At 57.8% G+C, this 26,844-nt stretch carries 24 protein-coding genes; 15 read left to right on the top strand and 9 right to left on the bottom strand.

Annotated elements, in window-relative coordinates; translation table 11 throughout:
* Positions 1 to 13: 13 nt before the first annotated feature.
* The 6 genes from U738_RS11780 to U738_RS11755 form a co-directional block, all read right to left on the bottom strand.
* Positions 14 to 1,588 (bottom strand): aldehyde dehydrogenase (NADP(+)), encoded by a 1,575-nt coding sequence (locus U738_RS11780; protein WP_035580619.1) that lies wholly within the window; start codon positions 1,586 to 1,588, stop codon positions 14 to 16.
* Positions 1,589 to 1,618: 30 nt separating this feature from the next.
* Positions 1,619 to 2,605 carry an AraD1 family protein gene (gene araD1, locus U738_RS11775; RefSeq protein WP_035580617.1) on the bottom strand — a complete coding sequence of 329 codons (987 nt, stop codon included), beginning with the start codon at positions 2,603 to 2,605 and terminating at the stop codon, positions 1,619 to 1,621.
* 34 nt (positions 2,606 to 2,639) lie between these two features.
* Entirely contained in the window at positions 2,640 to 3,941 is a 1,302-nt protein-coding gene (locus U738_RS11770) for a TRAP transporter large permease (RefSeq protein ID WP_035580615.1), read from the bottom strand.
* Entirely contained in the window at positions 3,941 to 4,546 is a 606-nt protein-coding gene (locus tag U738_RS11765) for a TRAP transporter small permease subunit (protein WP_035580613.1), read from the bottom strand. Before U738_RS11765 ends, U738_RS11770 begins: the two co-directional genes overlap by 1 nt.
* An 88-nt stretch (positions 4,547 to 4,634) precedes the next feature.
* Entirely contained in the window at positions 4,635 to 5,654 is a 1,020-nt protein-coding gene (locus tag U738_RS11760; protein WP_035580611.1) for a TRAP transporter substrate-binding protein, read from the bottom strand.
* Positions 5,655 to 5,887: 233 nt separating this feature from the next.
* On the bottom strand, positions 5,888 to 6,829 hold the full coding sequence (locus U738_RS11755; protein ID WP_035580609.1) for a LysR substrate-binding domain-containing protein: 942 nt from the start codon (positions 6,827 to 6,829) through the stop codon (positions 5,888 to 5,890).
* 145 nt (positions 6,830 to 6,974) lie between these two features.
* Here U738_RS11755 and U738_RS11750 point away from each other — a divergent pair, with 145 nt between their 5' ends.
* The 6 genes from U738_RS11750 (at position 6,975) to U738_RS11725 (ending at position 14,520) form a co-directional block, all read left to right on the top strand.
* On the top strand, positions 6,975 to 8,216 hold the full coding sequence (locus U738_RS11750) for an aldose epimerase family protein (RefSeq protein WP_035580607.1): 1,242 nt from the start codon (positions 6,975 to 6,977) through the stop codon (positions 8,214 to 8,216).
* Positions 8,217 to 8,288: 72 nt separating this feature from the next.
* Complete coding sequence (locus U738_RS11745; RefSeq protein ID WP_035580605.1) at positions 8,289 to 9,284, top strand: arabinose ABC transporter substrate-binding protein; 996 nt, start codon at positions 8,289 to 8,291, stop codon at positions 9,282 to 9,284.
* A gap of 71 nt (positions 9,285 to 9,355) precedes the next feature.
* Positions 9,356 to 10,849 (top strand): L-arabinose ABC transporter ATP-binding protein AraG, encoded by a 1,494-nt coding sequence (gene araG / locus U738_RS11740; protein WP_035580603.1) that lies wholly within the window; start codon positions 9,356 to 9,358, stop codon positions 10,847 to 10,849.
* A 54-nt stretch (positions 10,850 to 10,903) separates the two neighbouring features.
* Positions 10,904 to 11,914: an L-arabinose ABC transporter permease AraH gene (gene araH / locus U738_RS11735; RefSeq protein WP_035580601.1), complete on the top strand. Its 1,011-nt coding sequence runs from the start codon at positions 10,904 to 10,906 to the stop codon at positions 11,912 to 11,914.
* 63 nt (positions 11,915 to 11,977) lie between these two features.
* On the top strand, positions 11,978 to 13,723 hold the full coding sequence (locus U738_RS11730) for an IlvD/Edd family dehydratase (RefSeq protein WP_035580598.1): 1,746 nt from the start codon (positions 11,978 to 11,980) through the stop codon (positions 13,721 to 13,723).
* Positions 13,724 to 13,743: 20 nt separating this feature from the next.
* A complete protein-coding gene (locus tag U738_RS11725; RefSeq protein ID WP_035580595.1) occupies positions 13,744 to 14,520 on the top strand; it encodes an SDR family oxidoreductase in 777 nt (258 codons plus the stop codon).
* 75 nt (positions 14,521 to 14,595) lie between these two features.
* On the opposite strand, the gene U738_RS11720 is transcribed toward U738_RS11725, so the two are convergent.
* The 3 genes from U738_RS11720 to U738_RS11715 are packed head-to-tail and all read right to left on the bottom strand — an operon-like array spanning position 14,596 to position 16,685.
* Entirely contained in the window at positions 14,596 to 15,228 is a 633-nt protein-coding gene (locus tag U738_RS11720; protein ID WP_035580592.1) for a hypothetical protein, read from the bottom strand.
* Positions 15,228 to 15,404, bottom strand: a complete 177-nt coding sequence (locus U738_RS23470) for a hypothetical protein (protein WP_022521938.1) — start codon at positions 15,402 to 15,404, stop codon at positions 15,228 to 15,230. The genes U738_RS11720 and U738_RS23470 overlap by 1 nt, the downstream gene beginning before the upstream one ends.
* Positions 15,405 to 15,446: 42 nt before the next feature.
* Positions 15,447 to 16,685 (bottom strand): ROK family transcriptional regulator, encoded by a 1,239-nt coding sequence (locus U738_RS11715; RefSeq protein WP_035580589.1) that lies wholly within the window; start codon positions 16,683 to 16,685, stop codon positions 15,447 to 15,449.
* Positions 16,686 to 16,900: 215 nt separating this feature from the next.
* Here U738_RS11715 and U738_RS11710 point away from each other — a divergent pair, with 215 nt between their 5' ends.
* The 9 genes from U738_RS11710 (at position 16,901) to U738_RS11670 (ending at position 26,837) form a co-directional block, all read left to right on the top strand.
* Positions 16,901 to 18,412 carry a sugar ABC transporter ATP-binding protein gene (locus tag U738_RS11710; RefSeq protein ID WP_035580586.1) on the top strand — a complete coding sequence of 504 codons (1,512 nt, stop codon included), beginning with the start codon at positions 16,901 to 16,903 and terminating at the stop codon, positions 18,410 to 18,412.
* On the top strand, positions 18,405 to 19,430 hold the full coding sequence (locus U738_RS11705) for an ABC transporter permease (RefSeq protein ID WP_231896807.1): 1,026 nt from the start codon (positions 18,405 to 18,407) through the stop codon (positions 19,428 to 19,430). The genes U738_RS11710 and U738_RS11705 overlap by 8 nt, the downstream gene beginning before the upstream one ends.
* A gap of 114 nt (positions 19,431 to 19,544) precedes the next feature.
* On the top strand, positions 19,545 to 20,510 hold the full coding sequence (locus U738_RS11700) for an ABC transporter substrate-binding protein (protein ID WP_035580580.1): 966 nt from the start codon (positions 19,545 to 19,547) through the stop codon (positions 20,508 to 20,510).
* A gap of 114 nt (positions 20,511 to 20,624) precedes the next feature.
* A complete protein-coding gene (locus U738_RS11695; RefSeq protein ID WP_035580577.1) occupies positions 20,625 to 21,677 on the top strand; it encodes a sugar phosphate isomerase/epimerase family protein in 1,053 nt (350 codons plus the stop codon).
* Positions 21,678 to 21,714: 37 nt separating this feature from the next.
* Positions 21,715 to 22,878: a Gfo/Idh/MocA family protein gene (locus tag U738_RS11690; protein WP_035580574.1), complete on the top strand. Its 1,164-nt coding sequence runs from the start codon at positions 21,715 to 21,717 to the stop codon at positions 22,876 to 22,878.
* A 40-nt stretch (positions 22,879 to 22,918) separates the two neighbouring features.
* A complete protein-coding gene (locus U738_RS11685; RefSeq protein ID WP_035580572.1) occupies positions 22,919 to 23,689 on the top strand; it encodes an SDR family NAD(P)-dependent oxidoreductase in 771 nt (256 codons plus the stop codon).
* A 35-nt stretch (positions 23,690 to 23,724) separates the two neighbouring features.
* Positions 23,725 to 25,014 carry an ABC transporter substrate-binding protein gene (locus U738_RS11680; RefSeq protein ID WP_050713098.1) on the top strand — a complete coding sequence of 430 codons (1,290 nt, stop codon included), beginning with the start codon at positions 23,725 to 23,727 and terminating at the stop codon, positions 25,012 to 25,014.
* A gap of 66 nt (positions 25,015 to 25,080) precedes the next feature.
* On the top strand, positions 25,081 to 26,013 hold the full coding sequence (locus U738_RS11675) for a carbohydrate ABC transporter permease (RefSeq protein ID WP_035580569.1): 933 nt from the start codon (positions 25,081 to 25,083) through the stop codon (positions 26,011 to 26,013).
* Positions 26,010 to 26,837, top strand: coding sequence for a carbohydrate ABC transporter permease (locus U738_RS11670; RefSeq protein WP_035580566.1), 828 nt, complete (start codon positions 26,010 to 26,012; stop codon positions 26,835 to 26,837). The genes U738_RS11675 and U738_RS11670 overlap by 4 nt, the downstream gene beginning before the upstream one ends.
* Positions 26,838 to 26,844 lie beyond the last annotated feature (7 nt).

Raw genomic sequence — 26,844 nt, 5'->3', positions numbered from 1 at the left:
GAGTGACGCTCGTTTATTCACGCTTGCCATCGACCAGGCGGGATACCCCACAAGGGTTGCCGTCACGAATGGCCTCGGGCAGTAACCCTTCCGGCAGCGCCTGGTAGCAGACCGGGCGCAGGAAGCGGAAAATCGCCGCGCTGCCCACCGAGGTCGTGCGGGAATCCGACGTCGCCGGATAAGGGCCGCCGTGTACCATGGCGTGGCACACTTCCACCCCGGTTGGCCAGCCGTTGGCCAGAATCCGACCCGCCTTGCGCTCCAGGGTGGGCAGCAGTCGTTTGGCAGTCGCCAAGTCACCGTCGTCCATCTGCAGGGTAATGGTTAGCTGGCCTTCGGCCTGGGCCGCGACCCGCTGCATCTCGTCGACATCGGCGCATTCGATGACCAGCGAGCTGGCGCCGAACACTTCAGCTTGCAGGGCCTCATCGGCCAGGAAGTCGGCCGCGCTTGCGACGAACAGCCCTGCTTGGCAAGGGTTAGCCGACTCACCTGCTTGGCCGCGCGCGACCTCGGTGACCTTGGCATGGCTGGCCAGCCGATCAACGCCCTGTTGGTAGGCGTCGTGAATGCCTGGGGTGAGCATGGTCTGAGCAGTGCTGCCCTTGACCCCCTCACCGGCCGCTTCAACAAAGGCATCCAACTCGGCGCCCTTCAGCCCGATGACCAAGCCAGGATTGGTGCAAAACTGTCCGGCACCCATGTTAAGCGAGCCTACGAAGCCTTCAGCGATCTGCTTACCACGCGCCTTGAGCGCTTCCGGCAGCAGAAACACCGGGTTGATAGAGCTCATCTCGGCATACACCGGGATCGGCTGTGGCCGCGCCTGAGCAGTGGCCATTAGCGCCGTGCCGCCGCCGCGTGAACCGGTAAAGCCGACCGCCTGGATGCGCGGGTCGGCGACCAGCGCCTGGCCAATCTCTTTGCCGGAACCAAACAGCAGCGAAAAGACGCCTTCGGGCAGGTTGCACTTGGCAACGGCGCGCTGAATGGCGCGACCCACCAGCTCAGAGGTGCCGGGATGGGCGGAGTGGCCCTTGACCACCACCGGGCAGCCTGCGGCCAGCGCCGAGGCGGTGTCGCCACCGGCCACGCTGAACGCGAGTGGGAAGTTGCTGGCACCAAACACGGCCACCGGGCCCAGGGCAATATGCCGCTGGCGCAAGTCGACACGCGGCATCGGTTCACGATCCGGTAGGGCGGGATCGATGCGCACATCGAGCCACTCGCCAGCCCTAACCACGTTGGCGAACAAGCGAAGCTGACCACAGGTACGGCCGCGCTCGCCCTGCAGGCGCGCTTCGGGGAGGCCAGTTTCGGCGACGCCCCGCTCGGTCAGCTCTTCGCCGATCGCCTCGATCTCGCTAGCGATGGTTTCGAGGAACACCGCCCGGTCTTCAAGCGAGGTTTCGCGGTAAGTGGCGTAGGCCGCTTCGGAAAGTTCACACGCTTGCTGGACCTCGGCCTTGCTGCCGCCAGGGTAGGCGGGAGCTAAGGTCTCGCCTGTGGCGGGATTGACGGCTTGAATGTCAGCCTGTTGGCCGCTGATGGCCTGCTGACCGATCAGTAGTTTACCTTCCAGAGTCATACTTCCTCCTGCTGGGGTGGTTAGAGTACGTTAAAGCGACTTTACGCTTATGGCCGGTGCGTCTGCTTCCACCCTTAGCGGGTTGCGCAGGGCGCGGCCAAACTGATTGATTTTGATCTCAAAGCGATCGCCTTCGCGGACCTTAATGCCGTCGGCGAAGCTGAGTGTTGCGGTGCCGAAAAAGTGCACATGGACGTCGCCGGGTCGGCGGAAGCCCGGGTATTTAAAGTGGTGGTACTCCAGGTTAGCCAGGCTATGGGCCATATTGGCCTCGCCGGTCAAAAAGGGTTTCTCCCACACTGTTTCGCCACTGCGTTGAATACGACTGATGCCTTCAAGATTTGCGGGTAGTTCGCCGATCAACAACTCGGGCCCAAAGCTGCAGGCGCGCAGTTTGGAGTGGGCCAGCCACAGGTAGTTGAAGCGCTCGGTGACGTGGTCAGAGAACTCGTTACCCAAAGCATAGCCGACTCGCCAGGGTTGGCCATCGGTGCCAATCACATATAGGCCCGCCAGCTCCGGCTCCTCGCCCGCATCCTCGGCGAAGGCGGGGGAGGGAATCGCTGCTTCCGGCGCTACCACGCACTGGCCATCGCCCTTGTAGAACCACTCCGGCTGGGCACCTAGCTGGCCGGCGCCGGGTTTGCCGCCCTCCACGCCCAGCTTGAACATGCGCATGGAGTCGGTCATATCCTCCTCCGCGGCCTGGGCTTTGGCGTGCATTGCCGAGCGGGTATCGGCACTGCCCAGGTGGGTAAGGCCGGTGCCGGTCACCAGGCAGTGGGCCGGGTCGCTATGCGTTAGCGGCGGTAGCAAGCGCTTAGCGTCGACCAGCGCTTGATAATCAAGGCGGGTATCGGTCAGTGCATCCGTCACCATCTCGCTAAGTGGCTTACCGGCGCTAATGGCCCGGTTGGCCAGGGTGTAGGTGTCGCAGTCGAGCAGTCTGACCTGCTCTTCGCTCTCGACCAGGGCGGCGCGAACCTGGCCGTCGTGGTCACATTGAATCAGGCGCATGGTGATCTCCTTATGAAGCCCAGTTTAGTCGTTATCAGAGCGGCCAAATGGCCAGTTGCGGCCACATCAATAGCGCCGCGAGTACGCATAGCTGAATGGCCATAAAGGGGAGTACGGACAGGTAGATATCCTTCAGGCTGATATCCGGCGGTGCCACGCTTTTAAGGTAGAAAGCAGCGGGCCCGAAGGGCGGCGACAGGAACGATACCTGCATATTCACGGCGAACAGAATGCCGAACCAGATGGGGTCGAAACCCAGCTGAATAACGATGGGCAGAAAGATCGGCAGGGCCAGCATGGCGATCCCGATCCAGTCGAGAAATAGCCCGAGTACCAGCATGATGGCCATCATTACCAGGATAATCACAATCGGCGCGACGTCGAGCCCGAGAATCAAGCTCGACACAAAGCGGTTGCCCCCCATCAGGTTGTAGACGCCTACCAGGGCGGCGGCACCGATGCCGATCCAGATGATCATGCCGCAGGTGTTCATGGTTTGCCCCAGGCTATGGTGCAGCATGCCGGGGGTGAACTCGCCGCGCACAATGGTCGCGAGTAGAACGCCGAATACGCCCATGGCCGCCGCCTCTGTGACCGAGGCAATACCGCCGTAGATAGTGCCCAGCACGAGAAAGGCAATCAGCCCTGGTAGCAGAATCGCTTTGACCGCGTCCAGCTTATTGGCGAAAGGGTTGTCCTGGGTGTCTTTATCCAACGGCGGGCCCAGCGCAGGGTTTTTCAGGCAGCGTACCAGCACATAGGCGATATAGGAGCCCATCAGGATGATGGCTGGGGTAACGGCCGCGGCGAACAGATCGGCAATCGATACGCTGGCGATCAGCCCGTAGATAATCAGCACGATGGACGGCGGCATCATGGTGCCCAGGGCGCCCCCGGCGCATACCACGCCAATGGAGAGGCGCTTGTCATAGCCCAGGCGCAGCATTTGCGGCAGCGCCAGAATCCCCAATAGCACGATCTCCCCGCCGATAATGCCCGAAAGGGCGGCCAGGAAGAACGCCACCACGATGGTCTGCACCGCCACGCCACCGGGCAGGCGGCCAGCGAAAACGCGCATGGCATTGAACAAATCCTTGGCAATGCCAGAGCGGTCCAGCAGCGATGCCATCAACACAAACATGGGTACCGCCACCAGCGAATACTCGGTGATAAACCCATAGACGCGGCTGGTGACCAGCGGCAGTGCCGCCTCACCGAACCAGCCGAAGGTGAACGCCATGGCCACCAAACCTGTGATAAACGCCAGCGGCAGACCGGTAACCAGCAGCGCGAAAATTGCCCCTACCATGAGGATCGTTGCGGTTGAAATATCCATCAGCGCTCCTCCTCGGTGCGGGGCTTCGCCTTAAGCGATTGCCATAAATGCAGCGAGGCTTGCAGGGTCATCAACACCAGGGCGAACAGAATCATGCCCTTGACCATGGCGGGAAAGGGCGGATTCCAGGAGGTGCCGGAGCGCTCCAGTGACCACTCGCCGAGCGGGTTATGCGACGCTCCCCAGAACATATGAAAGGCGGCATAGCTCATTGTCAGGCAGAAAATCAGAGTGAGCAGGTCATTGAAACGATCCATCCAGCACTTTAACTTTGGCCCGGCGCTGTCGTAGAGCACCTTGACGCGGATATGGCTATTGCGCGCCATGGCCGCTGGGCCGCCCAGCACAAAGATAACCGCGATCAGGAACACCACGGTTTCGTGTACCCAGGAGGTGGGGTTGTTGAAACCGTAGCGCATAAAGACCTCGACGACGCTGATACCCATTGCCACCAGCACCAGCCAGGAAACGGCACGACCGCCCCGTGCAATCAAGCGGTCTAAGGCATTGCGTTCAGGGGCTACTTCCTCAACCGTTTCTAAGATCTCGGGAAGATCATGGGTGGGCGGCGAGCGGTATTGATTGTCAGGTGTTTTTTGAGACATGGCGCGACTCTACGCGCATCGCTCGGGGGCTCCCGAGCGCTGCGTTGGTTAGGTTAATGAAGCCGAGTTGAGAGCAGAGAACAAGGAGTTAGAGCAGATTGCGCGAGCGCAAAAAGGCGGTCGCCGAGTCATAGATCTTCTGGGTCATCTCATTTTCACCCGCCCACTCTTGCCACTCCTGCTCAGCCGCGGCGCGGAACTTACGGCGCTCCTCTGCTGGCAGGTCGAAGGGATGAACGTCAGGGTCTTCCTGAAGCCGCTGCAGGGTCTCGATATCCTGCTCTTTGAGGCGGGCAATCAGGTCGTAGGCCATGCCGTCGAAGGCGGTATTTAGCGTCGTCTGTAGCTCTTCGGGCAGGCCATCCCAGATGTCCTTATTGATCGATACGGCGATCATGGGCATGGAGTGAAATCCTGGGTAGAGCGGGTAAGGAGCGAAGGCGTGTAGGCCCATGGCGTCGTTATTCGAGAGCACCGTGGAGTCAGCAGCGTCGATCACGCCTTTTTCCAGACCGGTATACACCTCAGAGCCCGGCAGGTTAACCGGCGTGGCACCAATGCGCTCGAAGATGTTGTACACCATGCCTTGGGGGGCGCGAATCTTTAGCCCTTCAAAATCGGCGATGGATTCGATGGGCACCGTGGAAGGCACCGACTCCAGCGGAAAGGTCGCTGCGCTGATTAAGTGCGCGCCGTAGGGCTCGACCAGTTCGTTGTAGAGCTCTTCACCGCCGCCGTACTTCATATATTCCAGGAAGTCGTAGGGGTTCTGCCAAGCGCCGACGAGGTTGCCGAGCATCCCGAAAGCGGGATCTTGGCCGGAGAAGTAGCTAGGGTCGGTCATATGACCCTGCAGAATCCCGGAGCTCACGGCGGTCAACGTTTCGGTCGGTCCAACCACGGAGTTAATCGGCATTACTTCAATCTCGACGCGACCATCGGTCATCGCCGTGATTCTCTCGGCCCACTCCTGCTTGATCTTGAAACTGGGCTCGCCCGAGGTTTCTGACGCCTGAAATTTCCATTCGTACTCGGCCGCTTGAGCCGTCGAAAGCCCTAGCAGCAGGGCTGAGCCAGTGAGTAGCAAGCTGTATTTGGATTTGAGCATGGCACTATTCCTCAAGATTCTTGTTTTTGAAAGCGTGTGGTTAACGCTGAAGTGCAACGGGCAATGACCCATGCGGGAGGGTAATGTTGAACATTAAAAACAATTGTTCAACATATACTTTTGTATGGTCGACTAGATTGGCGAGGAGTTTTAGTGTCTTGCCCAAGCGGACGAAGGCTGCGACTTTGACTTTCTGGTCGGTTGTAGGGGGCTGATGTACCGCGCCAGTCGCACTAACTGGACTGGGCAATAATCTCGCGCAGGGTGCTCATTAGCGCGGCGGCACCGGGTGAGAGCCGTTGATGACGCAAGCTCACCAGCCCATAGGGCTGAACACTTAGCGTCTCGCTGAAGGGCAGCAGGTGAAAGCGTTGCGGTGGGCAGAGCAGGTCGGCGGCTTCCCGGGTGGTCACCGTGATGGTGTCGGATTTATCCACCAGCGCCAGCGATAGCAGCAGATCGGCGGTATCGACGATCTGATGCGGTGGTGCAACCTGATGGTGCAGAAACAGGCTATCCACCCGCTGGCGCATCAACGCGCCGGTGGGCTGTAGCGACCAGGGGAAGCCCGCCATATCCGCCAGACTGAGCGGTTGTTTACCGGCTAGCGGATGACCTTGGCGGCATACGAAGCAGAGCTCCTCCTCACCAATTTCCTCAAATACGAAGCGCTCGGCATCGACGCCTGCGGGAATACGGGTAATCGCGAAATCCAGCTCACCTTCGAGCAGGCGCGGTACCAACACCTTGCTGACATCCACATCCACGCTGATCTTTAGCCCCGGTCGGTCGCGGTGCACCCGCTCAATCGCGCTGGTAAGCAACGTGACCGCCGGGGCCATTACCGTACCGACCGCTACCGTGCCCGCATTGCCTTCGCCGAGGGCGTTCAACTCCTCACCGGTATGACGTAGCGCTGAAAGCATGCTGTGGGCGTGACGAATCATAATCTCGCCGTACCAGTTAGGCGTTAGCCCTCGGGGGTGGCGATCAAACAGGCGAATACCCAGGTTGGCTTCCAGGTCGCTGAGTAGTTTTGAGGCGGCGGGCTGGCTCATATTGAGCTGGGTCGCAGCGCGATGCAGGTTGCGCTGCTCATCCAGGGCTAAAAATAGCTGAAAATGGCGCAACTTTAGTCGCACGTCTAAAAACCAGTTCTCGCCGAGAACGCCCATAGAATAAGCCCTGAGTTGTTATTGATACTTAGAAGTATATCGATAATAAGGTGTTTGTATATTGGTTGGTTATGAAAGACGTGGCTACTGTAGTGACTGAATAGGCGTTCCAATAACAACAACGATCTCCACCAGGAGGAAAAGCATGCCACTCATAAATACTCAGGTAGGCGCTCAGAAACATAGCGCGGGATCAACGCTGCTGCTAAGCGCCGGTATCGCCCTGCTAATGATTAGTGCAGCTCAAGCACAAAGCGAGACTCAGGCGACAGCGGGAAATGGCGCCGAAAACGGCGTTGAGAAATCGGTGTTTGGCCACTTGCCCGATGGTCGTCAGGTCGATGTTTACCAATTTACCAACGCCAACGGTATCGAACTGCGGGTGACCAACTACGGCGGCATCATCCTGTCGCTGAAGACCCCCGATATGAACGGCAAATTTGACGATATAGCGCTGGGTTTCGACTCCCTGGAAGCGTACCTTTCCGATGAGTACCGTCAGGCAAATCCCTATTTCGGTGCCATCATCGGCCGTTATGGTAATCGTATCGCAGGTGGCCAATTCCCCCTTGATGGGGAAAGTTACTCGTTGGCTACCAACGATGGCAGCAATCATCTGCATGGCGGCGATCAGGGCTTCGACAAAGTGCTGTGGCAAGCCGAACCCTTTGAAAACGAAGCGGGCACTGGATTGGTGTTGCGCTATACCAGCGAAGATGGCGAAGAGGGCTACCCTGGCAGGCTGGAGACTGAAGTCACCTATACGCTGACCGATAATGACGAACTGATGGTGGATTATCGAGCGGTGACCGACAAAGCCACCCCGATTAACCTCACCCAGCACAGCTACTTCAACTTAAAAGGTGAAGGCAGCGACACCATTCTTGATCATCAGTTGATGATCAACGCCCCTGAATTTACCCCGGTTAACGACAGCCTGATTCCCACTGGCGAGATTCGCTCGGTAGACGGCACGCCGTTCGACTTTACCCAGGCGATTCCCATCGGCGAACGCATTGAGCAAGACAATGAGCAGCTCGCCTTCGGCGGCGGTTATGACCACAACTTTGTGCTTGCCCGCGATAACGCGGCAGCGGATGAACTGGTGCTGGCTGCCAAGGCGTGGGAGCCGCAGAGCGGACGCATGGTGGAAATCACCACCACCGAACCCGCGATCCAGTTCTATTCCGGCAACTTTCTTAACGGCGACCTGACCGGTAAGCAGGGGCAGGCTTACGGACACCGTTCTGGCTTTGCGTTGGAAACCCAGCACTACCCCGATTCTCCTAATCAGGAGGCGTTTCCCAGCACGATCCTAGAGCCAGGCGATACTTACCGCTCGCGTACGGTATACCGCTTTTCGGCGCAACAGAATTTTGATTCATAATCCACCATGGGATGCGAATAAAAAGATCGAAATCTCAATAAAAACAACGCTAAAAATCGCAGGAGCACAACAATGAAATTGACTAAGACATTCACTCGTTTAGCCCTTGGCAGCGCCATCATGATGGCTTCACTGGGATCCGTCCATGCCCAGGAGGACGAGGTAAAAATCGGCTTCATCGTTAAAAAACCGGAGCAGGCCTGGTTTATCAATGAACAGGAAGCGGCCACCGCAGCAGGCGAAGAGCTTGGCTTCGAAGTGGTGCGCCTTGGCGGTGAGGATGGTCAGGAAGTACTCAGCGCGATTGATAACCTTTACTCACAAGGCGCTCAAGGGTTTGTAATCTGTCCGCCGGATGTACGGCTGGGGGCAGCCATCATGAACCGCGCCGAGCAGTACGACATGAAAGTGATCACCGTCGATGATCAGTTTGTGACCTCCAGCGGTGAGCCCATGGAGGGCGTGCCGCATCTGGGAATGTCGGGCACCAAAATTGGGCGTCAGGTGGGCGAAGCCATTAACGCCGAAATGGAAGCGCGGGGCTGGAACCCCGATGAGGTTGCTGCGCTGCGCATTACCAATAACGAACTACCTACCGCCGTTGAGCGTACCGATGGCGCTACCGAGGCGCTGTTAGCTGCAGGCTTCCCGGAAGACAATATTTTTGATGCGCCCCAGCAGAGTACCGACACCAGCGGGGCTTTCTCAGCCGCATCGCCAGTGCTTTCCCAGCGTGGCGATTATGAGCACTGGGTGATCTATGCCCTTAACGAAGAGAGCGTGCTCGGCGGTGTTAGGGCGACCGAGCAATATGGCTTAGCGCCGGAAGATGTGATCGGCGTGGGTATCAATGGCTCCGGCGCCGCCTTTGCCGAGTTTTCCCGGGATAACCCCACTGGCTTTCACGGCACGGTAGCGGTCAGTTCCACCATGCACGGCCGCCAGACCGCCGAAGACCTCTACCGCTGGATTAGCGAGGATCAAGAGCCCCAGGCCAACACTGAAACCTCCGGCACGTTAATGACGCGCGACAACTGGGAAGAAGTGCGCGCAGCGCTCGGTCTATAAAGCGCTTGGTTGGCAATGAAAGAGGCCTGTAACGGGCTCGCTGTTACAGGCCATCTGTGGAGTATTCATGCATGTCTGATGCTTATTTACGGTTCGACGGGATTAGCGTGGTGTTCCCCGGGGTGCGCGCGCTGGATGGGGTGAGCTTTGCCGCCCACGCCGGTCAAGTGCATGCGCTAATGGGTGAGAACGGCGCGGGTAAATCCACCCTGCTCAAGGTGCTCAGTGGCGTTAACCGGGCAGCCGAAGGCGCGCTATGGATCGATGGCCAGCGCCACGTATTCAGCAACGCCCGGGAGGCGCTGCGGGAAGGCATCGCGATTATCTACCAGGAGTTGACGCTCTCGCCCAATATGTCGGTGGCCGAGAATCTGCTGCTGGGCCAACTGCCCACACGGCAGGGGTTTGTTAACCGCCGCGAGTTAAAACAAAAAGCCCTGGCGATTCTGGCTGATCTTGGCGAGGGGGAGATTCACCCCTCGACCAAGGTGCGCGAGCTCTCCATCGGCCAGCAGCAGATGATTGAGATTGGCCGCGCACTGCTGCGCGACGCCAAGGTGATCGCTTTTGACGAACCCACCAGCAGCCTCTCGATTCAGGAAATTCGCCAGCTTAAGCGTATCGTCCAACGGCTGCGCGATGAAGGCCGGGTGGTGCTCTACGTGACTCACCGCATGGAAGAGGTGTTCGAGATGTGTGATGCGGTCACCATCTTCCGCGATGGCAAGCACATCCGTACCCACGAGGATATGTCGGCGCTCAATCACGACCTGCTGGTGAGCGAAATGGTCGGTCGAGACATCGACGATGTTTACGGCTACCGGGCGCGTGAACAGGGTGACGTGGTCTTGAACGTGGAGGGAATTCAGGGGCGTGGTTTAAAAGCCCCGGTAAGTTTCTCCGTTAAGCGCGGTGAGGTGTTCGGACTGTTTGGTTTGGTGGGCGCCGGGCGTAGCGAGCTGCTGCGACTAGTGTGTGGGGTCGAGTCCCCTAAAGCCGGCAGCGTAACCTTTAACGGTGAGTCACGACGCTTTAAAAGCCCCGGCGAGGCGATCCGCGCCGGGATTGCCATGTGCCCGGAGGATCGTAAGTCTCAGGGGATTTTTCCGGTGGCCAGCGTGGCCGACAATCTCAATATCAGCTGTCGGCGCTTTTTTAAACGTTGGGGCGTTTTCCGCCACCCCGGTCGCGAACGGCGCAATGCCGAAGCCTATATCCAGCAACTCAGCGTTAAAACACCCGGCCCACGAACGCCCATAGGCAAACTCTCAGGGGGTAACCAGCAAAAGGTGATTCTGGCCCGCTGGCTCGCCGAAGAGATTGACCTGTTCGTGATGGACGAGCCGACCCGAGGGATCGACGTAGGCGCACGGCGAGATATTTACTCGCTGCTCTACGACCTGGCCGAACAGGGCAAAAGCGTGGTGGTGATCTCCAGCGACCTGGCGGAAGTCAGCTCCATCTGTGACCGCATCGCCGTGATGCGCGACGGTGAGCTGGTGGAGGTGCTGCCGCGGGAGTCGGCCACGCCGGAACGTCTACTGGGGCTGGCGCTACCTGCCTAAGTCAGTTTTTTACACGCTATTGGCTCTTAAAAGAAGAAGCTCAGGACAAACACCATGACAACTAACAACGCAACCCAAGGTGAGACGACACCTGCCCGCCCAGCGGGGCGCCAGGGGCTGATCAAACCGCTGCGCACGCTGCTGGATACCTCGGGACTGATCGCGATTTTCTTGCTGCTGTTTGTGGCATTAGCCGTCCTCATCCCCGATTTTCTGACCGGCCGCAATATGGTCGGGCTACTGCTTTCGATTACCCTGATCGGTAGTTTGGCCACCACCATGATGCTGGTACTGGCTCTGGGGGAGGTGGATCTTTCGGTGGCCTCCACGGTGGCCTTCGCGGGGGTGGTCGCAGCGGTGGTGACCTCCAGTACCGGTAGCGTGTTTATCGGCGTGATTGGAGGCATTGTCGCCGGGGGCGCGGTGGGTGCCTTTAACGGCCTGGTGATTGCCAAATTCGGTATTAACTCGCTGATTGCCACCCTGGCCGCGATGGAGTTTGTGCGCGGTCTGGCCTATATCACCTCCGGCGGCGACGCGGTGATGATTACCGTGCCGGGCTTCTTTGACCTGGGCAGCGCCTCCTTCCTCGGCCTAACCCTGCCAGTATGGACGATGCTGGCCTGTTTCGTGATCTTTGGCGTGATACTCAATATGACTGCCTTTGGGCGCAACGTTTTGGCTACCGGCGGTAACTCGGAAGCCGCCGCACTGGCCGGGGTTAATGTCCGTCGCCTCAAGATTATTGTTTTTGGCCTCCAGGGCGTAGTGGCAGGTGTCGTGGGTGTACTGCTGGCGTCGCGCATGGGGCTGGGCGACCCCAATACCTCCATGGGCCTGGAACTGGCGGTAATTTCTGCCTGTGTACTGGGTGGCGTGGCGCTATCCGGCGGCGTGGCCACGATTACCGGCGTGGTGGTCGGGGTGCTGATTATGGGCTGCGTGCAGAACGCTATGGGGCTGCTTAACGTACCTACCTTTTACCAATACCTGGTGCGCGGCGCGATTCTACTGCTAGCAGTGATGTTTGACCGCTGGAAACACACTCGCCGTCAGCGGGCCTAACACTACATCTCGATGCCTTTTTCACCATGAACTTTTTCACCGATTTTTTCCGGAGAGACCTCTATGTCTGATCGCAAGCCGCCCCTACGCTCTGCCCAATGGTTCGGCACCGCCGATAAGAACGGTTTTATGTACCGCAGTTGGATGAAAAACCAGGGCATCCCCGACCATGAGTTTCAGGGCAAGCCAATTATCGGTATCTGCAATACCTGGTCGGAGCTGACCCCCTGCAATGCGCATTTTCGTAAGTTGGCGGAGCACGTGAAGCAGGGCGTACTGGAAGCGGGGGGCTATCCGGTAGAGTTCCCGGTGTTCTCCAACGGTGAATCCAACCTGCGCCCCACCGCCATGTTTACCCGCAATCTGGCGAGCATGGACGTGGAAGAGGCGATTCGTGGTAATCCCATCGATGCGGTGGTGCTGCTGGTGGGCTGCGACAAAACCACTCCGGCGCTTTTGATGGGCGCGGCGAGCTGCGATATTCCCACCATCGTGGTCACCGGCGGACCAATGCTCAACGGCAAGCACAAGGGCAAGGACATTGGTTCCGGCACCGTGGTGTGGAAGCTCTCCGAGCAGGTCAAAGCCGGTGAGATATCGTTGCACGACTTTATGGCCGCCGAAGCGGGCATGTCCCGCTCCGCCGGTACCTGCAACACCATGGGCACCGCCTCCACCATGGCCTGCATGGCCGAGTCGCTGGGCACCTCGCTGCCGCACAATGCAGCGATTCCGGCGGTCGATTCTCGCCGCTACGTGCTGGCGCACCTCTCCGGCAATCGGATTGTCGAGATGGTCAACGAAGATCTGCGGCTATCTAAAATACTCACCAAGCAAGCCTTCGATAACGCCATTCGTACCAACGCCGCCATCGGTGGCTCCACCAACGCGGTGATCCACCTCAAGGCCATTGCCGGGCGGATCGGTGTCGATCTGACCCTGGACGACTGGAGTCGGGTAGGGCGCGGTACCCCCACGGTGGTGGATTTGCAGCCTTCGGGGCGGTTTCTGATGGAAGAGTTCTACTACGCCGGTGGGCTACCTGCAGTGCTCAGGCGCCTGGGCGAGGCCGACCGGCTGCCGTTCAAGGATGCCTTAACCGTCAACGGCAAAACCCTCTGGGAAAACGTCCAAGACGCCCCGTTGTATAACGACGAAGTGATCCGGCCGCTGGATAATCCGCTCACCACGGATGGCGGCATATGCGTGGTGCGCGGTAACCTGGCGCCCAACGGCGCGGTGCTCAAACCCTCAGCAGCGACGGCGGAACTGATGCAGCACCGCGGCCGTGCAGTGGTGTTTGAAGACTTCGACGACTACAAGGCGCGCATCAATGACCCTGACCTGGACGTGGAAGCCAACGATATTCTGGTGATGAAGCACTGCGGTCCACGCGGCTATCACGGTATGGCGGAAGTGGGCAATATGGGCTTGCCGCCCAAGATCCTCGCCCAGGGCATCACCGATATGGTACGTATTTCTGATGCCCGCATGAGCGGCACTGCCTACGGCACCGTGGTGCTGCACGTTGCCCCGGAAGCCGCCGCCGGTGGCCCACTGGCCGCGGTGCGTAACGGTGACTGGATTGAACTTGACTGCGAAAGCGGCCGACTGCATTTGGAAATCAGCGATGAAGAGCTGGCTTCGCGACTGGCTGAGAGCGACCCCACCGCCGCCTCAACGCTGATCGCCAGCCAGGGCGGCTACCGTCAGTTGTACATCGAGCGAGTACTCCAAGCCGACGAAGGCTGCGACTTCGACTTTCTGGTGGGTTGCCGCGGGTCTGACGTGCCGCGTCATTCGCACTGATTAACTGTAAAGGAGTCGCGATGGCCGCCAGACTGGCCGACAAGCATATTCTAGTGACCGGGGCCGCCACCGGCATTGGCCGTGCCGTTGCCGAAGCCTGTGTCCGCGAAGGTGCCAAGGTTGCCTTGCTGGATAGGGAGGGCGATAGCGTCGAACGGCTGGCAGCCCAGTTGCGTGGTGAAGGTCACCATGTGCAGAGGCTGGTCGCCGATATTGCCGAACGTACGGCGGTGGAAGCCGCCGTGGCGCAGGCTCGCAAGCTCTTCGGCCCCTTAACCACCCTAGTCAATAACGCAGGAATGAATGTTTTCCATGAGCCACTTGCCATGCCGGACGAGGCCTGGCAGCGCTGCTTATCGGTGGATTTGGAAGGCGCCTGGCACTGTAGCCGGGCGGTGCTGCCCGATATGCTGAAGCAGGGCGGAGGCGCCATTATTAATATTGCCTCCACCCATAGCTTCTCGATTATTCCCGGCTGTTTTCCCTACCCGGTCGCCAAGCACGGCTTGATCGGTTTGACCCGAGCACTCGGTATCGAATATGCCTCCCGCGGCGTGCGGGTCAATGCCATTGCGCCGGGCTATATCGCCACCCCGGCGGTAGAAGCGCATTGGCAAACTTTCGACAATCCTGTCGCAGCGAAAGCCCGCATCGAAGCACTGCTGCCTCCAGGGCGGTTAGGGAAACCCGAGGAAGTGGCCATGACGGCGGTCTTTCTAGCCTCAGATGAAGCGCCCTTTATCAACGCAAGCTGCTTAACGATTGATGGTGGGCGCAGCGTGGTCTATCACGACTGACGATTGTTATGCCCGTTGAGTGTTTGCAAGGAGGGGGGGTATGGTGAGAAGGGAGTTTAGAGGCTATTCATAAGTTTAAAGGTTAGTATTCGGTTTTTCTTCAGAGAGTTCAATCTCTTGAGTAGATTTTCTTGGCAAAAAAATACCCTTTATACAATCTGGATTAATGATGGCAAGTTGAATATGGTTTTCAGAGAAAAATCTTGCACCATCGTACAGTGGATCGCCTTCGATAAAAGCGGCCCTAACAGAATCAAAGGGTTCGCCCTGTTCCTTGGCCAAGGCACATGCATAACGAATCACAGCACAATCAAGCTCACGGGCTTTAAAATCAAAATCTGTTTTTCCAAACGATCTATTCTCAGGCAGTGGTGTACCTTCTGCCTCTAAATCATCTTTTAGCTGCTGATAAGCTTCTTTAAGAAAATCATTATATTTTTGGTCAAGCAAATCCAGGCAGTTGCCGAGCTCAATTACTGCGCCCAGTACAAAGGGATCTTTAACATTAGAAGCAGCCCGCTGGCTATCTTGAAGGGCATACTGATGCGCTCTTTCAAGATTATTTTCCCAAAAGTAAACGCCATTGCCCAGCCAATCATACTTATTATTACTGTGTTTGAATTCAGATTTTTGGTTCAGGATACTGATGGCAATATCTTTATCTAACCCATGAAAACCATAGACAATTGTCGGTTTTGATGAATACATTAGGTCTTAACGTGTGCCGTATGGTTGCCTTTAGACTTAGATGGACTGAAAAAACGCTTATCAAGACGCCCTTGTGAATCAAGGATGTGCGCATCTTTAAGCAATTTCATTCTTTGCTCATGAGTGCGGTTCTGCCCAGCTGCCTTAACTTTTTGTGTCAATTGATGAATAGACATAAAATACCCCCTTGTACATTTTCATGCTAATCGACCTTTTGGCTACAGGCAAGTAGCCGATCCGGACTTAGCCTGGCTATCTAACAGCGTCTCGCCATCGGTGGCATTTAGCGCCATGGCGATGCCGCCCATGCAGGTCATGTCGCGATCCCAGGCGCAGCTTTCGATGCGCGTGGTGCCCATCAGCTCGGCCACCAGGGCTTCGTTAAGGGTGCTGTGCATGGCGGCCTGCATGGCGTCAAAGCCGCGCACGCCGGAACCGGTAATCAACACCAGATCAGGGTTGAACAGTGCCAGCACATTGGCGATACCGACCCCCAGTGCGCGGCCCGCCTCGGCGTAGATTTCCTGGGCCACGGAGTCACCTTGTAACGCCAGCTGGGTTAGCGCCTGCATTTGCTGTTCGGAGGGGTGCGCGCTGTCGCCGGGGGGAAGCGCTAAATGGTCGGCGGCGGCGCGATAGAGTGCGTAGTCGCTGGCGTAGGCTTCGATACAGCCGCGTCGCCCGCAGGCGCACAGGGCGCCGTCGGGCTGATATTTGCTATGTCCAAACTCGGCCGCGGAGCCATTGGCACCCAGAAAGGGCACGCCGTTAATCAACACCGACATACCGATACCGTAACCCAGCATAATGACCACCAAGTTGGGACAGTCGGCATAATCGGGCTGTGCCGCCAGCACGCTAGCGATGCAGTTGGCATCGTTTTCTAACAGTACGCTACAGTGAAAACGTTCTGCTAAACGCGCCGATATCGGGGCGTTACGAAAGCTTAAAGCGGGTGACCAGATAATCGTACCGCTTTGCGACGACACCACGCCCTGCACCGCCAAACAGATTCCCGCCAAGCGTTGAAAACCCTTTAGCTGCAGTGCGCAGACAGCGCTGATCTTTTCTTCAAGCAGTGCTTCCAAGTCGTCGGCGCTCAACGCCAAGGTGGTCACTGCGTGGTGCTCGCTATGGCGTACTTGACCTGAAAAATCACCCACCACCAGCTGGATCTCATTGATCGACAGCTTGATACACACTACGCAAGCGGCATTCGGGTCGAGTTCGATCAAGGTTTTTGGTCGACCCCGTCCGGTAGGGCGGGGCGCTTCGGGTGGTCGTTCACTGATCAAACCCTGCTGGAGTAGCTCTGCGCTGATCGAGGTGACGGTGGCAGAGCTAATGCCGTTGAGTGTGCCTAGATCGATGCGAGCAACCGGCCCTTGGTCACGCAGGGTGCGGATCACCGCCAAGGTATTGTCGAGGCGGCTGGTATCAGTCGACGGAAGGGCCATAGGGTCGCCGTTAGGGTTGGTGGAGAAAATTGCAGTGATTCAAACTATCTAGCTAGCGCCCTCATCGTGGGGCGTTAGTGCGATTGTCAAAATACGACCTAAGTTGCATATGCAGATATTTATTTTAGCACCTAAAGTAAATAAAGCATCACGCTAAAGCAATCGATGTTGATAAGCCTCCAACACAATAACAACAGACATTATCAGGTGGCCCCATGCTGTTATCAGCGCGCAAACTGTGCCGCTCGTTTGGCGAAAACCAAGTGTTATTTGACGTTGATCTCGACCTGCAGGCGGGGGAGGTACACGCTCTGCTAGGCGAGAACGGCGCCGGTAAATCGACCCTGGTCAAAATCCTTGCTGGGTATCTTCGTCCTACTTCGGGCGACGTCTTAGTAGACGGCCAAAATAAGCAATACCGCTCCAGCGGAGAAGCAGAGGCCGACGGCGTGGTCATGATCCACCAGGAACTGGCGCTGGCGGAACAGCTCAGCGTGGAGGAGAACATCTTCTTGGGCCGCGAACTGCGCCGTGGGCTGTTTCTGGATCGGCGTGCCATGCGCGAACATAGCCGGGCGGCGCTGGCAGAGCTTGAAACTGACGTTGACCCACGCGCTAGAGTGAAAGACTTAAGCACCTCTGATCAACAAATGGTCGAGATCGCCAAGGCCATCACCCGCGATGTGCGTGTGCTGATTATGGATGAGCCCACCGCCACCCTGACCGAAAACGAAGTGACAGTGCTGTTCGCGCTTATCGCTCGCCTGCGTGAGCGAGGCGTGGCGATTCTGTATATCTCCCATAAGCTGCGTGAAATCGAGCAGATCGCTGATCGCGTGACGGTACTGCGCGACGGCCACTTGGTGGATAGCGGCCCGATGGCCGGGCGCAGCAAAGAGGAGCTGGCGCGGCTGATGGTGGGCCGGGAAATCACTGAAATGTACCCACCGCGTACACAGCTGGCGGAGGATGCGCCGGCGGTACTGGAAGCGCGGGACTTCGTAGTGCCCGGTGCCGTGAAGCAGGCCAGCTTTACCCTACGGCGGGGCGAAGTGTTGGGATTTGGCGGCATTGTGGGCGCCGGACGCACTGCGCTGATCGAAGCGGTGCTGGGCCTACGCGGCAAAAGTGCAGGCCAAGTGCTGCGCAACGGCCAGCCGGTGGTGCTGCGCCACCTGCGTGATGCGGTGCATCAGCGGATTGCCTATTTGACTGAGGATCGTAAAGGCAAAGGCCTGGTGCTCAATATGGATTTGCGTTCCAACGTTACGCTGCTCAATTTGCGCGCTCACTGTCACCCTTTGATCGACCGCCGCCGCGAGGAGCAAGCCTTCCAGCAGGCCATCCAGCGCTTTGATATCCGCCTGCGAACGGCCGCGCGCACTGCCGCGGAGCTCTCCGGGGGCAACCAGCAGAAGCTGTTGCTCGCCAAGGTAATGTCCATCGACCCCGAAGTCGTGATTATCAACGAGCCGACCCGGGGCATTGATGTGGGTACCAAGCACCAGATCTACCACTTTATCCATGAATTAACCGAAGCAGGCTGCTCGGTCATCTTGATCTCTTCTGAGATGGGCGAGTTGATCGGGCTTTCTCACCGCGTGGCGGTAATGTGCGCAGGCGTACTTACCGGGGTGCTTGAAGGTGAGGATATTAATGAACAAGAAATTATGCAGTACGCATCCGGCATTAAGGGAGTAGAGGTCGATGAGCAGCGTCATGGCTAATAACAAAACGACTAATAAAGCGGCTAACAAAATGATCAAGCAAAAAGGCTTCGCCATAGACCTGAAAACCTGGGGGCCTTTTGTAGCGTTGGTGGTGTTAGCGCTGCTGGGTGTGCTGATTAATCCGGCTTTTCTAGGGCTGGATAATCTCTCCAACATGCTTACCCGCAGTGCCTTTATCGGCATTATTGCTATTGGCGCTACCTTTGTAATTACCGCCGGCGGGTTGGATCTTTCGGTAGGGGCAATGGCGGCCTTTATTGCCGGGGTGATGATTATTCTGATGAACAGCCTGGTCGAGCAGTTCGGTGCCGGTGTCACCACCGTGCTACTGGGTGTCGGTGCCTCGCTGCTGCTGGGGCTGTGCGCCGGCTTTATCAACGGCATGGTGACCACCAAAGGCAAGATCGAAGCCTTTATCGTCACCCTTGGCACTATGGGAATTTACCGCTCGTTGGTCACTTATCTCGCCGATGGCGGCACCCTGACACTGGACTGGGCGGTGCGCGATATCTATCGCCCGGTGTATTACGGCAGCTTCCTGGGCATCACCATTCCGGTGTGGGTATTTCTGTTTGTCGCCATTATTGGCTACATCCTGCTCAACTACACGCGCTTTGGGCGCTACTGCTTTGCCATCGGCTCCAATGAACAAGTCGCCGAATACAGCGCCATTCATGTGGATCGTATCAAGACCATGACCTACATGCTGCAAGGCGTGTGCGTGGCTTTGGCGACGATTATCTATGTGCCTCGGCTGGGCTCTGCTTCAGGGGCTACCGGGGTGCTCTGGGAGCTGGAGGCAATTGCCGCGGTGATCATCGGCGGCACCATGCTTAAGGGCGGCCATGGTCGCATCTGGGGCACTGTGGTGGGCGCCATTATGCTCACCATGATCGGCAATATTCTCAATTTGACCGACGCCATCTCTAATTATCTCAACGGTACGGTGCAGGGGATCATCATCATTGTGGCGGTCTACCTGCAGCGTGCCTCGTGGAGAAAAGCAGCGCCTTAAGGCACTGAAACGAATGTAAAAACCAAAAAAACGTTCGCAACATCAACCCTTAGCAGCTCGCAACACAGCAAGTAAAAACAGCAAAACAATTACAAACACGAAAGGAGCATCACTATGCGAACCATCAAGACAGCAGTGAAGGCCTGCGTCACTACTGCAGCACTCACTTCAGCAATAGGGCTCTCCGGCGCCGCCGTTGCCCAGGAGTACACCATCGGTGTCTCCATTCCCGCCGCCACCCATGGTTGGACGGGGGGCGTTAACTACCACGCCGAAGAAGCCAAAAAACGCCTTGAGGCGCTCTATCCCGATATAGAGATCACCATCTCAACCGCGGGCACAGCAGGTGAGCAGGCCAATGATCTGGAAGACCTGGTATCGCTACGCAACATCGACGCGCTGGTGGTGCTGCCGTTTGAATCTGGCCCGCTGACCGATCCGGTGCGCCGGGTTAAAGAGTCCGGGGTGTTCGTCACCGTGGTAGATCGAGGACTGACGGAAGAGGGGATCCAGGATCTCTATGTAGCGGGGAATAACCATGAACTAGGCCGCGTTTCCGGCGAGTACATCCGCGAGCGCCTTGATGATGAAGGCGACATTGTGGTGCTGCGCGGTATTCCCACGGTGATCGATGATGAGCGGGTGCAAGGCTTCCAAGAGGCGATTGAAGGCTCCGAGGTCAACATCCTCGATATGCAGCACGCCAACTGGAATCGCGATGATGGCTTTGAAGTGATGCAGGACTACCTGTCGCGCTTCGACAATATCGACGCCGTCTGGGCCCAGGATGACGATATCGCCCTGGGCGTCATCGAAGCGGTGCGCCAGGCGGATCGCGAAGATGAGCTGTTTATCGTCGGCGGCGCGGGTATGAAGGACATCATCAAGCGGGTCATGGACGGCGATGAGCTGGTGCCGGTAGACGTGCTTTATCCGCCCGCCATGATCGCCACGGCGATGGATCTTACCGTGCAACACTTCGTCTCCAACGGCCCTGTGTTGGGTGAGTACATTCTGGGCTCGCCGCTGATCACCCAAGAGAACGCCGAGCAGTACTACTTCCCCGACTCTCCGTTCTAAACACGGTCTGATCGCGTACTGATAGCGCGTACTGATAGATAGGCGCGGGTAAAAAGCATTCCTCCCACCCGCGCTTATCTACGCAATTAATCAACGCTTTATTGAGAGAGTCCTATGAAAACAATCAAAGGGCCAGCGCTCTTTCTCGCCCAATTTGCCGGTGATGAAGCCCCGTTTAACACGCTTGAAAGCATTGCCGCCTGGGCGGCGGGGCTAGGCTATCAGGGCGTGCAGATTCCCAGTTGGGATGCGCGCATGATCGATCTAAGACGCGCCGCCGAGAGCCGCACCTACTGCGATGAGATCAAAGGCATCCTGGCCGAGCACGGCTTAACGCTCACCGAGCTTTCTACCCACTTGCAGGGCCAACTGGTCGCCGTGCACCCAGCTTATGACGAGATGTTTGATGGCTTTGCAGCACCGGAGGTGCGCGGTAATCCCAAAGCACGCCAAGCGTGGGCCGTTGAGCAGCTAATGTTGGCTGCCAAGGCATCGCAAAATCTTGGCCTAACTGACCACGGCACTTTTTCCGGATCCCTGGCGTGGCCGTTTATCTACCCTTGGCCCCAGCGCCCTGCGGGCTTGATCGACACTGCGTTTGACGAGCTGGCCAAACGCTGGCGCCCGATTCTGGATGCTTTTGACGAAGCCGGGGTAAATCTCTGCTACGAAATCCACCCCGGCGAAGACCTCCACGACGGCATCACCTTCGAGATGTTCCTTGAGCGGGTCGGCAACCACCCGCGCTGCCACATTCTTTACGACCCCAGCCACCTGATTCTGCAGCAGCTCGACTACCGCGGCTTTCTGGATGTGTACCGCGAGCATATTCAGATGTTCCACGTTAAGGACGCCGAGTTTAACCCCAGCCCCAAGCAGGGCGTTTATTCCGGCTATCAGTCATGGACAGAGCGTGCTGGCCGCTTCCGCTCCCTGGGCGATGGCCAAATCGACTTTAAGTCGATCTTCTCGTGGATGGCGGCCAACGACTACCACGGCTGGGCGGTGTTGGAGTGGGAGTGCTGCCTGAAGCACCCGGAAGTTGGTGCCCGTGAAGGCGCGACCTTTATTCGTGACCACATTATTGAAGTCACCGAACGGGCATTCGACGACTTCGCCGACGGTGGCTCTGATGAGGCAGCCAATCGGCGCATCTTAGGTCTTTAGCGATTTGGGCCTCCACTAGACGACAGGACAAAGCGATATGAGCAATCAACAAGACACGCCGCGTCGGCTGCGGTTGGGCATGGTGGGCGGCGGCCAGGGCGCTTTTATTGGCGGCGTGCACCGCATCGCCGCCCGGCTGGATGACCACTACGAGCTAGTGGCCGGGGCCTTTGCTTCTGACCCCGAGCGCAGCCGAGACGCCGCGGCGGAACTACACGTCGCCGATGATCGCGCCTACCCCGACTACCAAGCCATGGCCGAAGCGGAGCGCAAGCGCTCGGATGGTATCGACGTGGTCGCCATTGTGACCCCCAACCATGTGCACTTCGACGTAGCGCGCACCTTTCTTGAAGCGGGCTTTCATGTGATCTGCGATAAGCCGATGACGATCACCCTGGAAGAGGCGCAAACCCTTGCCGAGCTGGTGGAACGGACGGGATTGTTCTTCGGCTTGACCCATAACTACTCCGGCTACTCGCTGGTACGCCAGGCGCGAGAGATGGTCGCCAGCGGTGAGCTGGGCGAGCTTCGCGTCGTTCAGGTGGAGTACCCGCAAGATTGGCTCTCCACCCGCCTGGAAGAGAGCGGCGTCAAGCAAGCCGAGTGGCGCACCGACCCCAAACGCAGCGGCCCGGCGGGCTGTTTGGGCGATATCGGCACTCACGCCTACCACTTGGCGCGTTATGTCACGGGGTTGCAACTGGAATCACTCGCCGCCGATATGCACACCTTTGTGGAAGGCCGTGCGCTGGATGACAACGTGCATATGCTGCTGCGCTTTAAGGGCGGTGCCCGCGGCATGCTGTGGTCGAGTCAGGTCGCGCCGGGTAACGAAAACGGTCTACAGCTTCGCGTTTATGGAAGCCTTGGTGGCCTTACTTGGCGCCAGGAAACCCCCAACCAGTTACTGCACTCACCGATAGGAGAGCCCACGCGCATCTTAACTCGCAATGGCCCAGGTTTAGGTACAGCTGCGATGGCAGCAGCGCGCATTCCCGCGGGGCATCCGGAAGGTTATCTCGAGGCCTTTGCACAGCTTTATCGCGATTTCGCGGTGCAAATTCACGCCCGCCAACACGGTGGCAGCCTTGAAGCGCTGGCCGCGCCCACGCCGGGTGTGGCCGACGGCGTTGACGGCCTGAGCTTTATCACCCGCGCGCTGGCTTCGTCCGCTGCCGGCGGGCGGTGGGTGGATGTCTAGAGCACGCTAAAACACGCAAAAGAGAGAGGTGAGAAACCCTATGAATCAGCACTCAGCGCGCTATGTAAGCCTTGAACAGCGTGTGGTCTTTATTACCGGCGGTGGCAGCGGCATCGGCGCCGCGCTTACCCGTGCCTTTCATCATCAGGGCGCACGGGTGGTGTTTGTCGATATTAACGACGCCGCCAGTGAGGCGCTGGTCGATGAGCTCCGCGCCGATACCGGCGAGGCGCCGTTGTATTACCACTGCGATATTCGCGACGTGGCTAGCCTGCAGCGGGTTATTGCCGAGACCGGCCAAAACGTCGGGCCTATTCATACGCTGGTCAACAATGCCGCCAGCGACGACCGCCACGACTGGCGGGAGGTGGATGTGGCCTATTGGGATGAGCGAATGTCGCTCAACCTGCGGCCGATGTTTTTTGCCGCCCAGGCGGCAGCTGAACAGATGATTGAGGCGGGCGGTGGCTCGATTATTAATTTTGGCTCGGTCAGCGTGCAGATGGCGCTGGGTGGATTACCCGCTTATGTCACCGCCAAAGCGGCGGCGCACGGCCTGACCCGCAGCCTAGCCCGGGAGCTGGGTGAGCACAATATCCGCGTTAATACCTTGGTGCCCGGTTCGGTGATAACCGAACGCCAGCTCGAAAAGTGGATTAGCCCTGAGGATGAAGTCGCCATTCAACAACGCCAGTGCCTAAAAATGCGTCTTGAAGCCCAGCATATCGCCCCCGCCGTGCTGTTTTTAGCCAGTTCTGAAAGCCAGGCGATTACCGGCCAGGAGTTGGCGGTGGATGCCGGCTGGGCATGAGCCCGCTAACGTTGAAATAATATTAGGAGAACATTATGCAGGTAGCTAACAATGACAACGTGTCCTGTTCACGTCCGCGTTCCTTAGCGCTAGCCATTGCCGTTACTGCTGCTTTGAGTTCAGGCGCAGCGGCGGCTGAGACCACGGTGACAGTATTAAGAATTGAGAGCAGCAGCGCTGAAAAGGACTACTACAACGAAGTGGTTGCCGAGTTCGAGTCGCAGCACCCTGAGGTTAATGTCGAGTTTGAATATCTTGCCAACGAGGCCTATAAAACGCGCCTGCCCACCATGCTGCAGTCCAGCCAGCGCCCGGATATCTATTACACCTGGGGCGGCGAAGGGCTGCGCGATCAGGTGGATGCGGGGTTTGTCCGCGACTTAACCGAGCCGATGCGCGATGGCTGGCAGGATATTTACCCTGAGTCCGCAGTGCGCGCCTTTACCCTGGATGATCGTGTCTATGGCGCGCCGCTCTACGCCACAGTGGTGGGTATCTGGGCGAACACCGCGCTAACGGAGCAAGCGGGGGTCGATGTAGAAGCGATTAAGACCTGGGCGGATTTTGAAAACGCCGTGGTGGCGCTGCGGGAAGAGGGCATAACCCCGCTGGTGGTCGGTGGTCAGGATGGCTGGCCGCTGCACTTCTATTGGGGCTCTTTAGTCACCCGCCTAGCCGGTGGCGAGGGCATCGAAGCGGCCAAAAGCGGTGACAACGGTGGCTTTAACGGCGAACCCTTTGTACGTGCTGGTGAAATGCTGCAGTCGTTGGTTGAGCTTGACCCTTTTCAGTCCGGCTTTATGGCCACTTCCTACGAGCGTGCCAGCGGCATGTTTGGCGATGGCGAGGCCGCCTTCCACGTAATGGGCGACTGGGATTATCTTCCTTCCAAGCAGCGCTCAGTCAGTGGTGAGGGTGTACCGGATGACGACTTGCAGTTTATTCCTTTTCCAGAGGTCGAAGGTGGAGAGGGCAACGCACAGAGTTTTGGCGGCATGAACGGTTTTGCAGTCACCCGCGACGCGCCCGACGAAGCGGTTCAATTCCTGCGCTTTTTACTCAATGCGGAGAACCAGCGTAAAGCGGCGGCGACGGGGATCTTTGTGCCGGTCGCCGAGGGCTCGGCCGAAGCGCTTGAAACTCCTTATGCCCGCCGGGTTGCAGAAATTCTTGATGAGTCCGAGTTCCATCAAGTGTTCCTGGATCAAGCGCTGGGCACCTCCGTTGGTGCGACCATCAATGACATTAGTGGCGATCTGGCCCAAGACGTTATCACTCCGGAAGAGGCCGCCGCCCAAGTTGATGAAGCCTGGCAGTTTAGATGATCTCCCCGCTAAAAGAGCACGCGCGTTTTCGCTCGTGCTCATCGATTTTCTGCCTCGGAGTTTGCCATGACCACGCTTGACCGAACCGCCGTGCCGCGGAGAGGGAATGCTGACCGGGTGAAGAAAGGCTTGGTGAGCGGTAAATTCACCGCGCTATTAATCCTGCTTCCACCGGCGTTAATCCTTTTTTCGCTGTTCGTCATTCTGCCGCTAGCGGATGCCGTCTATTACAGCGGTTTCTCCTGGAATGGCTACGGTGCGCCCAGTGACTTTGTCGGCTCGCAAAATTATCAGCGCCTGCTGGATCACTCGGTGTTTCATACCGCGCTGTGGAATACCGCCAAACTGATACTGGTATCGCTGCTGATCCAGATGCCACTGGCGCTGGGGCTGGCGCTGCTGGTGTACCGTAAAACGCCCACCAACACTCTGTTTAGGCTGGTGTTTTTCCTTCCCTATATCCTGGCCGAAGTGGCCGCTGGGCTTATCTGGAGCTTTGTTTTCGACGGTGACTACGGCATTACCAGCTCGCTGCTGCATGCCATGGGTCAGGAGTCGGTGTATGTGTTGGCCGATCACCAATGGGCGTTTCCAGCGATTATGACTGTGATCGTTTGGAAGTACTTTGGCTTCCATATGATGATCTACATTGCTGCCCTGCAGGGCGTGCCCAAGGATCTTGTCGAGGCCGCCAAGCTGGAAGGGGCAAAACCAAGACAAGTCGCACTCTTTGTACAAATCCCGCTGATTAAGCATGCCATCGTGGTGAGTGGTTTCTTTGCCATTATCGGCTCGCTACAGATCTTCGACATTATTATCCCGATGACCAACGGTGGCCCGTCCAACTCGACCCATACCATCGTTACCTACCTATATAGCTTCGGTCTCTCACGACTCAATATTGGCTTTGGTAGCGCCGCTGCGGTGGTGCTGTTTGTGCTCGCTATTGGGATCGCCTTCTTCTACCAACGCACTACGGCCAAGGGGAGTAAGGCATGAAAAGTATCACTACCCGTAACACGCTGCGCGTGATCGTCCTGATTGTGGTGGCAAGTGTTGTTATTGGCCCGCTGTTAGCGGCGTTCTTCGGTGGCTTTAAGGGCAATTCTGAGCTGCGCACCAATCCGCTGTGGCTGCCCGATAGTTGGGATGCGGGCAATTACATCGGCATCTTGCTGGATGGCAACTTCTGGCGCTACTTGGGTAACTCGTTTTTCATCTCGTTAATGACGGTGTTCTTAACCCTGGTGGTGGGGGCCGCTGCTGCTTACGTGTTTTCGCAGATCCGCTTCTTCGGCGCCAAGATGATTCTCTCCTATCTGCTGCTCGGCCTGATGTTTCCCTTTGCGGCGGCCATTCTGCCGCTGTTTATCAAGGTGCGGGATTTGGGCCTGCTGGATACCTATTGGGCGGTGATCCTGCCCCAGACGGCGTTTGGTTTGTCGCTAGCCATCCTGCTGTTTAAGGCCTTCTTTGACCAACTGCCCAAAGAGCTTTTTGAAGCCGCTTACGTCGATGGGTGCAGCTATTTACGCTTCTTCTGGTCGTTCACGCTGCCGCTCTCGACCCCCATTCTGGCCACGGTGGGCGTGTTTGTGTTTGTGCAGAGCTGGAACAACTTCCTACTGCCGTTAGTGGTGCTCAACGACCGCTCTATCTACACCTGGCCACTGGGCATGATGCAGTTCCAAGGGGAGTACCTTACTCAGTGGAACATGATTCTAGCCTTCGTGACTTTGACCATCATTCCGGCGGTTATTTTCTTTCTCGCCGCCCAGAAGTACATCGTGGCTGGCCTGACCGGCGGCTCGGTTAAGGGATAAAGGAGGA

The organism is Halomonas sp. TG39a (assembly GCF_000744395.1).
In the GTDB taxonomy this organism is placed as follows: domain Bacteria; phylum Pseudomonadota; class Gammaproteobacteria; order Pseudomonadales; family Halomonadaceae; genus Vreelandella; species Vreelandella ventosae_B.
Note: the sequence above shows the minus strand (reverse complement) of the source record. Positions and strands in the feature narration are given on the sequence as shown.